Annotated in this window: 10 protein-coding genes; 7 read left to right on the top strand and 3 right to left on the bottom strand. The window is 67.3% G+C overall.

Annotated features, from left to right (window positions below):
- The first annotated feature begins 47 nt into the window (after nt 1–47).
- The 3 genes from LV28_RS30570 (at nt 48) to LV28_RS30560 (ending at nt 2512) form a co-directional block, all read left to right on the top strand.
- Nucleotides 48–596: a VOC family protein gene (locus tag LV28_RS30570; protein ID WP_023594862.1), complete on the top strand. Its 549-nt coding sequence runs from the start codon at nt 48–50 to the stop codon at nt 594–596.
- Nucleotides 593–1624, top strand: coding sequence for an NAD(P)H-quinone oxidoreductase (locus LV28_RS30565; protein ID WP_038618366.1), 1032 nt, complete (start codon nt 593–595; stop codon nt 1622–1624). The genes LV28_RS30570 and LV28_RS30565 overlap by 4 nt, the downstream gene beginning before the upstream one ends.
- A 132-nt stretch (nt 1625–1756) precedes the next feature.
- On the top strand, nt 1757–2512 hold the full coding sequence (locus LV28_RS30560; RefSeq protein WP_023871978.1) for an IclR family transcriptional regulator: 756 nt from the start codon (nt 1757–1759) through the stop codon (nt 2510–2512).
- Between the two features lie 73 nt (nt 2513–2585).
- Here the strand turns inward: LV28_RS30560 and LV28_RS48655 are convergent, their stop codons facing one another.
- Nucleotides 2586–7664 carry an autotransporter-associated beta strand repeat-containing protein gene (locus LV28_RS48655; protein ID WP_058371629.1) on the bottom strand — a complete coding sequence of 1693 codons (5079 nt, stop codon included), beginning with the start codon at nt 7662–7664 and terminating at the stop codon, nt 2586–2588.
- Nucleotides 7665–8001: 337 nt separating this feature from the next.
- Between LV28_RS48655 and LV28_RS30550 the strand changes: the two genes are divergently transcribed.
- Both LV28_RS30550 and LV28_RS30545 read left to right on the top strand, forming a co-directional pair.
- Nucleotides 8002–9342 (top strand): DASS family sodium-coupled anion symporter, encoded by a 1341-nt coding sequence (locus tag LV28_RS30550; RefSeq protein WP_255315176.1) that lies wholly within the window; start codon nt 8002–8004, stop codon nt 9340–9342.
- A gap of 182 nt (nt 9343–9524) precedes the next feature.
- Entirely contained in the window at nt 9525–10751 is a 1227-nt protein-coding gene (locus LV28_RS30545; RefSeq protein WP_038618375.1) for a hypothetical protein, read from the top strand.
- Here LV28_RS30545 and LV28_RS30540 read toward each other — a convergent pair.
- A complete protein-coding gene (locus LV28_RS30540) occupies nt 10735–12225 on the bottom strand; it encodes a sensor histidine kinase (RefSeq protein WP_024788876.1) in 1491 nt (496 codons plus the stop codon). The genes LV28_RS30545 and LV28_RS30540 overlap by 17 nt on opposite strands.
- Nucleotides 12222–12965: a response regulator transcription factor gene (locus LV28_RS30535; RefSeq protein ID WP_023594855.1), complete on the bottom strand. Its 744-nt coding sequence runs from the start codon at nt 12963–12965 to the stop codon at nt 12222–12224. Before LV28_RS30535 ends, LV28_RS30540 begins: the two co-directional genes overlap by 4 nt.
- A 250-nt stretch (nt 12966–13215) precedes the next feature.
- Here LV28_RS30535 and msrB point away from each other — a divergent pair, with 250 nt between their 5' ends.
- Both msrB and LV28_RS30525 read left to right on the top strand, forming a co-directional pair.
- Nucleotides 13216–13821 (top strand): peptide-methionine (R)-S-oxide reductase MsrB, encoded by a 606-nt coding sequence (gene msrB / locus LV28_RS30530; protein ID WP_023594854.1) that lies wholly within the window; start codon nt 13216–13218, stop codon nt 13819–13821.
- A 108-nt stretch (nt 13822–13929) separates the two neighbouring features.
- Nucleotides 13930–15699 carry a cytochrome c biogenesis protein DipZ gene (locus tag LV28_RS30525; protein WP_038618378.1) on the top strand — a complete coding sequence of 590 codons (1770 nt, stop codon included), beginning with the start codon at nt 13930–13932 and terminating at the stop codon, nt 15697–15699.
- The last annotated feature ends 55 nt before the right edge of the window (nt 15700–15754 follow it).

The following is a 15754-nucleotide window of genomic DNA, read 5'->3' as shown; positions in this document are numbered from 1 at the left end:
ATAATTTGCATTATTATCACAATTAGATAATTTTAAAGGATGAGTCGATGCGTAAAGGTTTGAGCTTCAGCCACGTCGGGTTCTACGTGTGCGACATCCAGCGCATGGCGCGCTTCTATACGGAATTGCTCGAGTTCACGATTACCGACTCGGGCAAACTGACCGGCCCGTCAGGCGATCTGGAACTGATCTTTCTGAGCCGCGACCCCCAGGAGCATCACCAGATCGTGCTGGCCACGGGGCGACCGGACACGTCGGGCTTCAACGTGATCAACCAGATCTCCCTGCGTGCCGACAGTCTGGCGACCCTCAAGGGCCTTTACGCCCGGCTGACCGATGCCGGTGCGACCGATATTCATCCGATCACGCACGGCAACGCCGTGTCGATTTATGCGCGGGACCCTGAGGGCAATCGTCTTGAGCTGTTCATCGACACGCCGTGGTATGTCAGTCAACCCATGCGCGTGCCGGTGGACTTCTCGCAACCCGACGACGTGCTGATGGCGGCGGTGGAAGCCCATGCGCGGCAACTGCCGGGGTTTGAGCCACGTGCAACGTGGCAGGCGCGTATGGCGGAACGGATGGGGATGCAATGAACGGCGTCACGTCAGGCAATGCGGATCGGCTGCTCGCCATGGCGATCACCGCGGCCGGTGGCCCCGAGGTGCTCCAGCCGCGACTTGAACCGGTGCCGACCTGCGGACCGCAGCAGGTGTTGATCGAAGTTGCGGCCGCCGGCGTGAATCGTCACGACGTGAATCAGCGCCGGCGCGGCCCGGATGGCCGTCACAGCGATATTCCGGGACTCGAGGTGGCCGGTCGCATCGTTGCCGTCGGTGAGCATGTGTCGCATCGCAAGCCTGGCGATGCCGTCTGCGCGCTGATCGATGGGGGCGGTTATGCCAGCTATGCCGTCGCCGACGAAGCGCTGACGCTGCCGGTCCCGCACGGGATGACAATGATCGAGGCGAGCGCACTGCCCGAGGCGCTATTCACGACATGGCATAACTTCTTTAACGTGGCGCGCCTGCAGGCGAGCGAGCGCGTACTGATTCATGGCGGCACCAGCGGCGTCGGCAGCGTTGCCATTCAGCTACTGAGTGCGTTTGGACACGAGGTCTATGCGACGTGCGGCACCGACGAGAAATGCGCGATGGCGCGATCGTTCGGCGCGCGCGCCGCGTTCAATTACCGCACGGAGGACTTCGCCCGGCGCACGCTTGAAGTCACCGGACAGCGAGGTGTCGACGTGGTCCTCGACATGGCCGGCGTTGTCCACGCAAAGGCGAATATTGTGGCGCTGGCACGGCGCGGCCGGATCGTTCACCTGTCGCCGGGCGGCAGCTCGGACATGCAATTCCCGCTTCGCGCGCTCATGCAGAAAGAGGGGGTCGTTACGGGCTCGCTGTTGCGGCCCTTGCCTCTGGCCGAAAAGGCGGTCATCGCCGCCGCGCTGGCCGACAAAGTCTGGCCCCGTCTGGGGACGCAAATACGGCCGGTGATCTCGTGCACGCTGCCGCTGGGGCAGGCCGCGCAGGCGCATCAACGTCTGGAAGAGGGCGATGTGGCCGGCAAGATCGTGCTGCTGGCCGCAGTCCTGACCGATTCCGAGGCGCCCGTATGAACCGGCAGTCGATATCGCCATTTGAAAGTCGAGATGCTTTTCAGCGCTCGCGGTACGGTATTGGTCGCTCGTTGGTTAGAATATGGAAATTCGTGCCCGGCTCAGGGTGCACCTCATTCAAAACGACCCGCGATGTCCAGTCTTACCAAAATGCTGTCCATTCTCGACATGTTCACCGTCGAGGCCCCGACATGGTCGACCGAAGCGATCTGCCATCACCTCGGTTGCTCGGTGCCGACCGGCTATCGCTACCTGCGCGAGTTGGTCGGATCGGGGTTGCTGTTGCGCCTTGGCGATGGCAGCTATGAACTCGGCCCACGCATCATCAAGCTCGACTATCAGCTGCGCAGCATCGACCCGCTGCTGCGAGTCGGTCAGCCGTTGATGCGCGAACTGTCGGCGCAGACGGGGTGCGACTCCGTGATGACGCGCATCTTCGACGACGAGATCGTCGATACACATCGCGAGTCGGGCCCCGACGGCCTGCATCTGGCCTACGGACGCGGGCGGCCACGGCCGTTGTTTCTTGGCGGCGCGCCCAAGGTCATTCTCTCGACCATGCCAAAGGGCAAGCTCACGCGGCTGTACAACAAGCATGCGGAGAGCATTGCCGCGGCAGGCATGGGCAGGTCGGCCGACGAGTTCATCGCGCGGCTGCACGAGACGCGCAAGGCTGGCTACTACATCTCGAAAGGCGAACTCGAAGCCGATGTGGGGGCCATCGCGGTGCCGATCCTCGGCCAATCGGCGCTCGCCGTCGGTGCGCTTGCACTGGTGATCCCGATCCGGCGCCTCGAATTCATGAATCACGAAAAGCTGCTCGAACTGCTGCGCGAAGCCGCCTCGCGCATCTCGACCGAAGCCGCAAAGAGCTACGCGCCCCAGTAACCCGTTGTGACTTTGAGCGCAGTGCGCCGTCGAGGCAGATCGGCAGCGGGTCGCGCAAGCCGCCGCCGCCCCCTCAGAAGCGATAAGTGAGCCCCACTCGAGCCGCTTGCGCCGACGTATTGCCGGTGCCGAGCAAGGCGTCGAGGTTTACGTCGAGATCGAGCGTCTTGCCCAGCGGCAGCTTCGCGCCGACGCCCGCCGTCAGCATGCCGCGCGATGGCGAGATTCCCGCGATCACGAAACCGGTGCCGTCGGCGGCCGTCACGGCAACGTCGCGCCCGGCATTCAACGTCTCATAGGCATAGCCGACGCGCGCTTCGATCATCGCCGCGCGCCCTGACGGCGAGGCCAGTGGCAAACCAAGCGACACCCCGACATACGGCTGCAAACTGCGCAGATCGATACGGCTGACACCGAGATTCTGGCTGCTCGGTCCCGTCTCCGACAGACTCTGGCCGCGGTAATACGCGTAACGCGCGCCCACGCGCGGCGTGACGATCAACGGGCCAACGGGGAGCGGAAGGCTGCCCTGCAATCCCGCATGGAACTCCTGCGCATTCCCGTCCGCCTGCGCTTTGCCGAGCGCACCGAAACCGCGCGTGGTGGAAATGAAGTCGTACGCATAGCCTGCCGTGGCTCCCACATTGACCGGCCCAAACCACCGTCCACCGTACGCTGCGAGGCGTACCGCGTCGATGGTGCCCTTCGTGCCGGTCGACTCGGAGACGTCGTCGTGCGTGTAGCCCGCGGCCACGCCAACCGTCCAGTCGCCTGCGCGCGTCTCCAGGCCCGCCAGGAATCCGAACGTGCGGCTGTCGTACGAGGGAATGCCGCGCTCGCCATCGATCCTGGCATTCTGGCCGGTGAGCGCAACCCAGCCGGCCGTGCCGGGGCCCGCGCAATCCGTGCGACCTGCAACAGGAAGATTGCACGACGACCCGACGCGCGCCAGCAGGGCTTCGTTGGTTCGTTGCGTCTCACGCATCGCCGCGCTCGCGACCGCGCCGAAAAGCGTGGCATGGGTCGGGGCAATGACAACCGCACCCAGCGACGCGACCGTACCGTTCGCCAACGACGCGACGTCCAGGACAAATCCATCCGGCACATTCGACACAACATTCGCGAACGCGCCCACGACGGTGTTTGCCGTGAGAAGCCGATAGGACGTTGCCGAGTAGGTGCCCGGCCCGAAGAGCACTTGAAGCGTGCCGGCAAGCGTCGCCGTGCCGTTCACGACCAATTGCGACGCCGCTGACGGACTGACATCGAACGCCAGCGTACCCGACGGGGATTGCGAGAAATTGCCGTTGATCGTGAGCGTGCCGATGGAGCCACCCGGGCGTACCGTGCCGGCATTGCGCACGTTGCCCGCAATCGTGCCATGACCACGCAATGTACCGGCGGCATTCACCTGCACTTCACTGACGAGGCTCGCCGTCGGCGTATTCAGATCGCCGACTTCCAGCGTGCCGCCGTTCACCGTCGTCGGGCCCGTGTAGGTATTGACGCCATTGAGAATCAGCAGGCCCGAGCCGTTCTTCGTAAGCCCGCCACTGCCGTCAAGGGTGCCGGAGAAGACACTGTCGAGTGCCGAATCCGACGTCAGTGTCGAGGCGCCGAGGCTGACACGCCCGCCGCCGCTCAACGCGCCGACCGTTTGCGCGCCCGCGCTCGCGATATCGAACAGCGCGCCGGGCGCAATCTCGACGCCGGACGAACTCGCAATCGATGCGTTCGAGGTGAGTTGCAGCGTGCCCTCCTTCACGCGCGTCGCCCCGGTATAGCGGTTTGGCGCGGCAAGGCTCAACGTTCCCTGCCCCGCCTTCGTGACGCCTCCGCCGCCCGTCATCGCCTCGTTCACCGAAAAGGTGTTCGACGCCGCCTCGATGTTGATCTCCCCGCCCTGCGGACCGAGCACGAGCGTGCGCGACGTCGACGTGTACCCCGTGCCCGCCACATGAAACGCCCCGCCATTGAGCGTGAGCGCGCCCGACGTGGCGCCGAGGCTTGCGTCCTGGGTCACGGTAAGCCGCCCCGCATCGACCGACCAGGGCGTAACGGCTGAAGTCGCGCCCGTGAGCGTCCAGGTACTGGCGTCGCGCTTCGCGTAAGCGCCAAAGCCGATGAACGCATTGCCGATCTGACTGACGTCGAACGTGTCGTCGGCGCTCCCGCCGAGTGCGAGAATGTCCGGGGCAGCAGCGCCGCCACTCTGGCTCACCGCGAGACCATTCAGCGTGTAACCGCTTTCGAGCTTCAGCATATTGCCGCCGCCGATCATCCGTACGGCGTTGCCGGGGTGATTCCCATACGTGTCGGTTCCACCGGTAATGGTGCCACTGAGGTTCACGGTGCCGCCGCCGGTCGCGAGCAACCCAACGCCGCCCTGCGCCGCACCGCTGAAGCTGAAACTCGCCCCGCCTGCAATCAGACCGGCGTTGTTCACCGTGGCGCCCCGGCCGACGATGACGCCAGCCACGCCTTCCTGCGTCGGGCTCAGCCCGCCGGTGATTGTCCCTCCTGGCGCGTTGACCAGCGTGGCGCCCGTATCCAACCGCACCCCCGCGCCGCCCTGGCTTCCGGGCTCGGTCGGCCCCAACGCCGAAAACGTCCCCGTGCCGCCGACAATGGTTCCGCCATTCGTCAGCATGGCCCCCGTCGAGAGCGTTGCGCCATCTCCACCGCTCGCCGTCTGGCCGGCGGACATTCCCACGGTGGGCGCCCCGCCTCTGCCGCCGACACCGCCGGATACCGCGCCGACATTGGTCGCGCTGGCCCCGTTCGAGAGCGCAATACCGCTGCCGCCGCGCCCGCCGGCGCCCGGACTTTGGGCCGTCAGACCGCTGGCCGCGCCACCTTCTCCACCCGCGCCACCCACAATGTTCCCACCATTGAACAGCGTCGCGCCCTGTCCCGAGAGATTCACGCCATCACCGCCGACACCGCCTGCGCCCCCGATGCCGGTTGCACCGATTTGGGCCGAGGTTTCCGAGCCCGCGTTCCCGCCTTGCCCACCGGCGCCGCCGGTGATGCTGTCCGGAGTAACGGCCGTCACCGGGTTCGCTATGCCGTTCGTGATCCTGCTGCCAGCCCCCGCCATCACGCCCGCCCCACCCGCACCACCGGCGCCTCCAACGCCGACCTGCCCGCTCGTCGCAGGATCCCCGCCACCGTTGGCGCCGCCAATCCCGCCCGCGCCGCCGGCGCCGCCCTGAACCGTCGCCTCGTTGGCGAGCGACGCGCCAGTGCCAAGCAGCACGACGGCCGCGCCGCCATCGCCGCCGCGCCCTCCCTTTCCCCCACTGCCGCCGACAATCCCCTCACCGCCCGCCGATACGGGTATGCCGAACCCGCCCTGCGCTCCGGCCCCCCCATTCGCGCCGACACCGCCATTGACCGTCGATCGGTTGGTCAGCGTCGCCGCCGCGCCGGCAGCGAGGCCAGCGCCACCATCGCCCCCCGCGCCACCCGCGCCGCCATCACCGCTGTGACCGCTAACCCCGACCATTGACCCTTGGTCCATGTGAAAAACGATGCCGACACCGCCAGCGCCGCCGTTGCCGCCCGTGCCGCCGGCCCCGCCGGTGACTGAACCCATGCCGAGCATCGTCGTCCGGTCGCCGATCTGTACGGCCGCCCCGCCCGCGCCGCCCGCGCCGCCAGCGCCCCCGGGCACGCCGACGCCGCCATCTCCGATACGACTTGGCGTGTCATCCGACGGATCGATGGTGACGGCGCCGGTGCCTGCGCCACCGCCGGCACCACCGTTGCCACCCGCGCCTCCAGCGATCGAACCATGGGTGCTGACCGACCCAGCGTCACCGGCGCGAAGCGCCGCGCCCCCGCTGCCGCCCGCGCCGCCCGCACCGCCCTTACCTGCCGGCTCGCCGACGCCGCCGGCCGCCGTCGTATGAGATTCGCCAATTCCCCCGCTGCCACCATGTCCACCGCTGCCGCCCACGAGTGCCGTGATGGGATCGTCAAGGGAAATTGTCGCCTTCGCGCCAACGCGTACGCCGTCTCCCCCGCGTCCTCCCGAGGCGCCCGACATGCCGTCATGTTGCCCGGGCGCCTCGACGCCAATTTGCCCATCGGCGCCGCTGCCACCAGCGCCGCCTGCCGCACTCAGTGCGCCAGACACAACGGCGGCGTCGCCAAGCACAAGTCCGGATCCCGCGATCCCTCCCATACCATTCAACACGCTGCCGCCGATCGCGCCGTTCCCGCCGTCGCCCCCAACCATGGCGGTGCTCGGGGTGCTGTCGCCTGGGCCCAGTACCAGCGTGATGCCGTCCTCAGCCTTGAATCCGTCCCCGCCGACGCCGGCCTTGCCCTGCACCAACCCCGCGCCACCGCCGCCGCCTGCCCCACCGATGAACGCCGAAAACGCGCCCGATGTCGACAGATCAATCCGGCGAGCGCCAACGACATAGGCCCCCGTTCCACCGTCCCCGCCATTGCCGCCGCTCCCGCCGAGGCCTCCGCGGCCTCCCGCGCCGCCGTAGCCGACAAATGTTGCTCCGGACGACACCGCAACGTCCCCCACGATTCGCAGGGCGTTGCCCCCGGCGCCACCACCGCCTCCGCCACCGCCTCCCGACGCACTGAAACCACCAATTCCACCGTCTCCCCCGGCGCCCGCGGCGACATATTGCTCACCGCTCTGCAAACCCCGCACATCCGGGGCGGCATCTGCCGCAGACGCACCGCCCCCGCCTCCGGCATTGCCGGTGCCGTCTGCGCCCGTACCGGCCACACCACCGGTGAACACGCCCCCGGCGCCTCCGGCGTTGCCGAGCGCATCGCTGCCACCCGCACCACCGCTGCCGCCGTTGCGCCCACCCCCGCCGCCCCCACCGCCTGCCACGCCGCCTTGTCCATCACCGCCGTGGATTGCGCCGCCGCTCGCGCCCGCACCGCCCGCGCCAACGGCACCGGCCCCGAGCCCGTCACCACCGCTGCCGCCCACAGCCTGCCCGTACGCCCCAGGCGACGCCGCCGAGGCACTTAACAGGATGGCGCCGGCCACCGCCGCACTTCTGGCACGCTTCGAGCGATTGCCGCCGCCACGTGTGCGCGCGCGCCCCGTCTCCGACACGACCTGAAACAATCCCAGACTGAAATTCCACACCACGCGGAATGTGTGATTCACGTTTGCCCCAACCTATTCGATTAATTGATGGAGGCAGGCTATCCGCGAAAGTACGTCGGCGCATTGGACTAAAGTCGCAGTCCGAATAAAATATTTCTCATGACGCCGGTCGTTCCTTCGCTCCTGAATCGCCAGAAATTCCGTGAGCTCCCTGAGTGCCGGCAACGCCAGGGATGTGCAATGCACGCAACGCCAATACCGCCTCACCCAACATTGGGATATTTCTGACGGCACCGCCTCGATTCGTTCGGCATCCAAGCATGCCAACGAAAATCTACGTAGATTGAGGTATCAGGAGATGAATCACCCCACCGAAACGCTCACCCGGAGTTGGGCCATGTCTGCCCGCGACGCCTGGGTGCTGCTCGCCAATGCCGCGCTTATGCTGGCACTCATCCGTCTGCTTCCCTTCGAAGAGAAGACCAATCGCGCACTGGCGCTTGCCGCTTTCGTCGCGGTGCTGTGGCTGTCCGAAGCGGTTCATCTGACGGCCACGGCGTTGATGGTGCCGGTGCTGGCGGTGCTGCTCGGCATTCTCGACGTGCCGACCGCCCTGGGCGCGTTCGCGCATCCGATCGTATTTCTGTTCTTCGGCGGCTTCGCCCTGGCCACGGCCATGCGGATTCAGGGGCTCGACCGGTTTCTCGCGAACCGGCTGCTCCATCTGGCGGGTGGGCGCATGGGCCGGGCCGCGATCATGTTGTTCGGCGCCACCGCCCTGCTTTCGATGTGGGTCAACAACACGTCCACCACATCGATGATGCTGCCGCTCGCGCTGGGCATCCTGACGCAGCTCGACACGCGCCGGGATCACCGTACCGTCACCTTTTTGCTGCTCGGTATCGCCTACAGCGCCAATATCGGTGGCCTTGGCACGGTGGTCGGCAGTGTGCCCAACGCCATGGTGGCCACGCATCTGGGGATCGACTTCCTCGCATGGGCCCGGTTCGGCGTACCGCTTGTGGCCGTGCTGCTGCCGCTCATGGTTGCCACGCTCTATCTGGTGCTGCGGCCGCGCCTGGACCAGGCGGTGGACACGACGGCCGAACCGATGACATGGACCGGACCGCGCATCGCGGCGGTCGGCATCTTCGGCTTCACCGTGATCGGCTGGATCTTCAGCCAGCCGATCGCCGCGTGGCTCGGCGGCGTGAAGCAACTCGACACGCTCATTGCCCTGCTCGCCGCCATACTGATCGCGACGTCGGGTGTGGCCAGTTGGAAGCAGATTCAGGCCCATACCGACTGGGGAGTGCTGCTCCTGTTCGGCGGCGGCCTCACGCTGAGCGTGGTGCTGCGCGACTCCGGCGCAAGCGTCATCCTGGCCCAAGGGGTGTCGGGCGCCTTCGCGACAAGCCCCACGCTCGTGGTGCTGCTCATTACCACCGCCTTCATCGTCTTTCTCACGGAGCTCACGAGCAATACCGCCAGCGCGGCGATTCTCGTGCCGATATTCGCCGCCATTTCGGTGTCTTTGGGGTTTCCCGAAGCGCTGCTGACGCTGGTGATCGGCATCGGCGCCTCCTGCGCCTTCATGCTGCCCGTGGCCACGCCCCCCAACGCCATCGTCTTCGGTACGGGTTGGGTGCCGCAACGCGCCATGGTCCGCGCCGGGCTTGGCCTGAACGTCGTGTGCATCGTTGTGATCACCGCCGTTGCCTGGGCGTTCTGGCAGTGAGTCGACCGGCGTTCGGCGGAGCCGCCACGTGGAGCCGGTACAATCGGGGGAAATATCTCAGGCAACCTCTTGCGATGATGTCCGTTTCATCCGTTTCATCCGTTTCAACGGTTTCGTCCGTTCCGTCCGCGTCGCCAGCCTCGTCCGCGCCCCCCGATCGTCCCGCGTCGCCCGCCCGGCGCTTGCGCTGCGGCAGTGCGCTGCGCGGCGCCCTGGCACTCGCCTTGCTGGGCGCGGCGCTCGCTGGCTGCGCGGGCCCTCAGTCCGGGCGCGCGTCGGCAAGCGTGCCACCGGCCGCCGCCTCCCCGACGGTGTCCGCGGCGCCCCGCGAACCCGCCGCCGCCCCTCAGGCGACGCCGCTCCCCTGGTGCGTCCAGACGTCGCTGCGCGAAGAAGATGACCTGATGCGCAACTTCGGCGGCATTCCCGCACGCGTTCGCCGCATCGAGGAAACCCGCTTCATCGCGAGCTACGACCGCGTGACCGGCAAGGTTGGCCCGCTCGACAACGGCAATCGTTTCGTCATGGATTTCGACACGCAGGGCCACCTGCTCTCGAGCACCGACCGCGGGCACTATGCCTACGACGCGCAGGGCCGTCTGCGCAGCATCGACGGCGCGCCGGTCGACTGGCAGAACGCCGACACCTGGCTCGTGAAAGGCGCCGCGCGGCGTGGTGTCTGGAAGGAACAGGTGCGTCAGGAGAGCGACGGTCGGCTCGAATGGACGCGTCGCATCATCGCGTCGGCCAACGGGGCGCATCACCGCCGCGCCGGCAGCCTGCAGGCGCGCCTGTTCGACGACGAGTGCTTCGCGCTCTCGCGTCAGTGGGAGGCGCCGAACGAGGCGCGTCAGGTCGTGACGGCCGACGGCAAGGTCCGCCCGGCACCGAAGGTCGTCTCGTATCGAACGTTCGCGAGCGTCGAGCGTAAGCCGGACGGCAGCCGCATCGTGCGCGACAACGGCGCGGCCGCCTTCATCGACGGCAAGTGGCTCGCCCTGGCCTGGGACAACGAGGTCTCGGAGTACTCGCCACGCCACGAACTGATCCGCGTGACGCGCACCGACGCCGCCACCGGCGAGCGCCACGTGTCGGAATATCACTACAAGTACGACAGCCGCGGCAATATCCAGCGGGTGGTGATCACCTCGCCCGCGGCGCCGGGAGAGAAGGCGGCGCGGGTGGATCCGTTCGCCAATGTCTTCGTGCGCAAGCTGACGTACTTCGACGCGACGCCTCACACGCCTGACCCGCCGGACATCGCAGCGGCGCCGGCGGTATCGGCACCGGCCGAGGCGACAAGGCCGGCAAACGGTGCAAACGGTGCAAACGGGGCAAATGAGGCAAACGAGGCAAAGGCGGCGAACGCGGGCAAGGCGCCCGCAGACAATCTCACGTCGGCAAGGTAAAGCGGAACGTCGCGCCCTGCCCGCCATTGCCCGCGGTGTCCACCAGGGTGATGCGCCGGTCGTGCAGTTGCAGAATGCGGTGCACGATCCGCAGTCCCAGCCCGCCCTCGCGGCGGGCGCCCCCCACCGTAAATGGCCGCTCGAAGAGCCCTTCGCGCGCGCTCTGCGGAATGCCCGGACCGGTATCGCTCACCAGCACCTCGATGTCGGCCCCCACGGGCGCCACCGTCACCGTGATCTCACCGCCCGCCGGGGTATAACGCAGCGCGTTGTCGAGCAGGTTGGTGAACACGCGCTCGATCAGGCCCAGGTCGGCACGCGCAGCCGGAATTTGCGGGGCGAGTTCCGCTCGCAGCGCCACACCGCGCGATTCCGCACTCAATTCAAATTTCTGAAAGACGTCCTGAATCAAATCGGTCACCGAGAACGGTTCAGCCTCGGGCTGCACGAAACCATGCTCCAGACGTGCCAGCTCAAAAAGCGACTGGGCCAGCGCGCCGACCTTGCGGCTTTGGTCGAGGGCGATGCCGAGATAGCGCCGCCGCTCGTCGGCGGTGAGCGTGGCGTCCTTGAGCGAGAGCGTTTCCAGATAGCCGTGCAGCGAGGACAGTGGCGTGCGCAGGTCGTGCGAGATATTGGCGATGAGCTCGCGCCGCTCCTGATCCTGACGCGTGAGCGTGCGCCATTGTGTCCCGAGCCGCTCGACCATCTGCCGGAACGCCCGCTCCAGCACCACGATCTCGTCGTTCGGACGCGCCTGCCGCGACGCCAGTTCGTCGACCGAGACGACGGGCAACGCCACGGGTGCCGCATCGATATCGAAGTCGCGGACGGTGTCCGTGAGCCGCCGCAGCGGGCGCGTAATCAGCGCGAACGCCGCGAGACCGGCGAGCAGACACAGCGCCGCCACCAGCCCGATCGACCACAGGGCCGTGTTGAGCGCCGCACTGGTGGCGCCGCGCGCGGCAAACCGGTCATGCGCCTCGCCGAGCAGCACCACGTAGACGTAGCCGACTTCGCGACCGTCCACGCGCAAGGGCGCGGCGCTGAACACCTTTCGCACGTCGGCGTTGCGCGGGTCGTCTCCATAGATGGGCAACGCCTCGCCGTCGAGCAGGCGATGAATGGGCGCAAGATCGACGTCCATGCGGCGCAGATGCCCTTCCGGTGCCGCGTGCCCGGTGATGCGGCCCTGCGCGTCGAGCAAGTAAACCTCGACACTGGGGTTGACGACCATCAACTGCCCGAACAGCCGACGCACCGCATCGGGTTTCATGCCGTTGGCATCCATCAGTTGCGTATTCGCCGCGATGTGCTCGGCAAGCCCGCGCGAGAGTCCCTGAATGACCTCGGCCTCGTGCATGCGATTAGCGCGTACCTGCATCCAGGCCGACGTGCCGCTGCATACCAGCAACAGCACGGCGAACACCACGGAAAGCCGTTGCGTGAGCGTGAGATTCCAGCGGCGCATCATGCCGCTCCCACGTCGGCGCCCGGGCCCTCGGGCCCGGTGTCGCTGGCGAACTTGTAGCCGCGTCCCCAGACCGTGAGGATCCGGGCCGGCTGGGCGGGGTCGGCTTCGATCTTGGCGCGCAGCCGGTTGATGTGCGTGTTGACCGTATGTTCATAGCCCTCGTGCTGATACCCCCACACGGCATTGAGCAGATCCATGCGCGAGAAGACCTTGCCCGGCTGGCGCGCGAAGAAATAGAGCAGATCGAACTCGCGCGGCGTGAGATCGAGCAGCTTGCCGCCGAGCGATGCCTCGCGCGCGATCGGATCGATGAACAGTCCGGCAATCGCCAGGCTGCCCGCCTCCATGCGCGCATTGCGTGCGAGCGCATCGACGCGTCGCATGAGCGCCTTGACGCGCGCCACCAGCTCGAGCACGGAGAACGGCTTGGCCAGATAGTCGTCGGCCCCGAGTTCCAGCCCGAGAATGCGATGCACTTCGCTCGAACGCGCACTGGTGATGATGATCGGCGTGTAGCGCGTCATCTGGCGCGCACGGCGGCAGATCTCCAGGCCGTCGACACCGGGCAGCATGAGATCGAGGATGAGAGCGTCCCAGTTGCCTTCCGAGAGACGGCGCAGGCCTTCATCGCCGTCGGCGCAATGCACGACGTCGAAGCGCTCGTCACGCAAGTGCAGCGTAAGCAGATCGGCAATATGCACGTCGTCTTCGACGAGCAGGACACGGCGCGGCGATTCCATCAGGGGAACAACTCCCGGAAAAAGTGGGCTTGGTGCCCCATTGTGCGCAGATCGCGCACCGCGAGGTATCACGAATTGTTTAATTTTACGTGAGGACTTCGCCATCGCCCGCGCACTACCCTTCAGTCATCGATCCGGCGCACCACCGGACTGTGCAACACCTTGACGCCGCACCGCCGCCAGGCTCCCCTGCATTCATGGCGACGGGGCGGCTCCGTGCCGGATCGACCCATATTCACCGGAGGACATCATGCGATTGCCCACCCCAGACCCGCGTCGACCCGCCACGGATGGCGGGACGCCAGGCGCGCCCCGCGACGGCGCGAGCCTCGCGCACCCGGCGCCGTCGCGCCGGCTATTCCTGCTCAGCGCAGGCGCCGCCGCGGCCGCCGTGGCCGCCGGGCTGGTGCCGCGCCTCGTGCGTCCGGCGCTCGCCGGCGACGCCGGGCGCACCGAGGAGCACTTCGAAGTGGCCTACAGCGACGCGGAATGGCGCCGACGCCTGACGCCCGCGCAGTACGACATCCTGCGCCGCGAAGGTACCGAACGCCCCTATTCGAGCCCGCTCAACGACGAGCACCGGGCCGGAACCTTTGCCTGCGCCGGCTGCGCCCTGCCGCTGTTCTCGTCACGCACCAAGTTCGACAGCCACACCGGCTGGCCGAGCTTCTGGACGCCGCTCGATCATGCCGTCGGCACACGAACCGACACGACCTTCGGCATGGTGCGCACCGAAGTGCACTGCCGGCGCTGTGGCGGCCATCTCGGCCATGTATTCGACGACGGACCGAAGCCGACCGGACTGCGCTACTGCATGAACGGGCTGGCGATGACGTTCCTGCCGCAGTCCGCCTAATCGCCCCCTCACACCGGGCATTCCCCCGGAGGCAGGCCCGCGACGGCCGGTTTCCGCCCCGACAACCGCCGCTTCGCCCGTGTTCGGGCGAGGCATCAGGAGCGCTTCATGACGCTGCTCATCCTTGCCTACTTCGGCGGGATTCTGACGATCGTCAGTCCGTGCATTCTGCCGGTGCTGCCCTTTGTCTTCTCGCGTGCCGGCCAGTCATTTTCGCGCAGCGTGTTGCCCATGCTCGCGGGCATGGTGCTGATGTTCGCACTGGTGGCCACGCTCGCCGCCGTGGGCGGCAGCTGGGTCGTGCAGGCGAACCAATACGGGCGCTGGCTCGCGCTCGCCCTCGTTGCGCTTTTCGGTGCAACGTTGCTTTTCCCGAAGCTCTCCGAACGGCTCACCCACCCGCTGGTGACGCTGGGCGACCGTCTTTCGCAGTCGGCGCATGAAGGCGATGCTTCGCGCGCTGGCGCCGGGCACGGCCCCCGCCCCGGCGCGTCGTTCCTGCTGGGCATAGCGACGGGGCTGCTCTGGGCGCCGTGCGCGGGCCCGATCCTCGGTCTCGTGCTTACCGGCGCCGCCCTGCAGGGGGCCAGCGTCGGCACCACGCTGCTGCTCGTCGCGTACGCGGCCGGTGCCGCGACGTCGCTTGCCCTGGCCCTGCTCGTTGGCGGCCGGGTTTTCTCGGCCATGAAGCGCTCGCTCGGCGCGGGCGAATGGATTCGCCGCGCGCTCGGCGGCCTCATGCTCGCCGGCGTCGCGGCCATCGCGCTCGGCCTCGATACCGGCGTGCTGGCCCGGATTTCCACAGCGTCGACCGGCGGCATCGAGCAAAAGCTCGTCGAGCGGCTGGGTACTCAGCGCAACGCCGCCAGCAATGCGATGGTCCGCACCGTCGCCGCCGAACCGGTGACGTTGCCGGTCGAAGGCACGTTGCCGTCGCTCGACGGCGCCGTGCAATGGCTCAATTCGGCGCCGCTCTCGGCGCAGGCGCTTCGCGGCAAGGTTGTGCTGATCGACTTCTGGACGTATTCCTGCATCAACTGCCTGCGCACGCTGCCTTATGTCAAGGCATGGGCCGAGAAGTATCGCGATCAGGGACTCGTCGTGATCGGCGTGCATGCGCCCGAATTCGCCTTCGAGCGCGACATCGGCAACGTGAAAAAGGCCGTGAAGGACCTTGGCGTCACCTACCCCGTGGCGATCGACAACAACTACGCCATCTGGCGCGGCTTCAACAACCAGTACTGGCCGGCCCACTATTTCATCGACGCACAGGGACGCGTGCGCTATCACCACTTCGGCGAGGGCAACTACGCCGAGTCGGAGCGGGTCATCCAGCAACTGCTGCGCGAAGCCGGCGCGAAGCAGGTCGCCGACGGCGTGGCCGATGTGAACGCGGGCGGCGTTCAACAAGCCGCCGATATGCGTGACGTCCGTTCGCCCGAAACCTATGTCGGTTATGCGCGCGCCGAAAACTTCGCCTCACCGGGCGGCGCCGTGCGCGACCAGGCCAGTGCGTACCGCGCGCCGGCGATGCCGCAACTCAACCGCTGGGGGCTGGCCGGCGACTGGCGCGTCGGGCCGGAACAGGCCACGGCCACGCAAGCCGGGGCACGCATCGTCTACCGTTTCCATGCACGCGACCTGCACCTCGTGCTCGGCCCGGATGCCCACGACAAACCCGTACGCTTTCGCGTCACGGTCGACGGCGAAGCGCCAGGCGATGCCCACGGCACCGACGTTGCCGCCGATGGCACCGGTGTCGTGACATCGCAGCGCCTGTACCAGCTCGTGCGCCAGTCGGGCGACGTACGCGATCGCACGTTCAGCATCGAATTCCTCGACCCGGGGGTGTCGGCCTACGCCTTCACGTTCGGTTGACGCAACACGCGGCGCAAGGGTATCGCTCGCGTAACCCCGCGCCGCCTCGATTCCC

The organism is Pandoraea pnomenusa (assembly GCF_000767615.3).
Lineage (GTDB): Bacteria > Pseudomonadota > Gammaproteobacteria > Burkholderiales > Burkholderiaceae > Pandoraea > Pandoraea pnomenusa.
The sequence above is the reverse complement of the archived record's forward strand: the minus strand, read 5'-3'. Positions and strand labels throughout refer to the sequence as shown.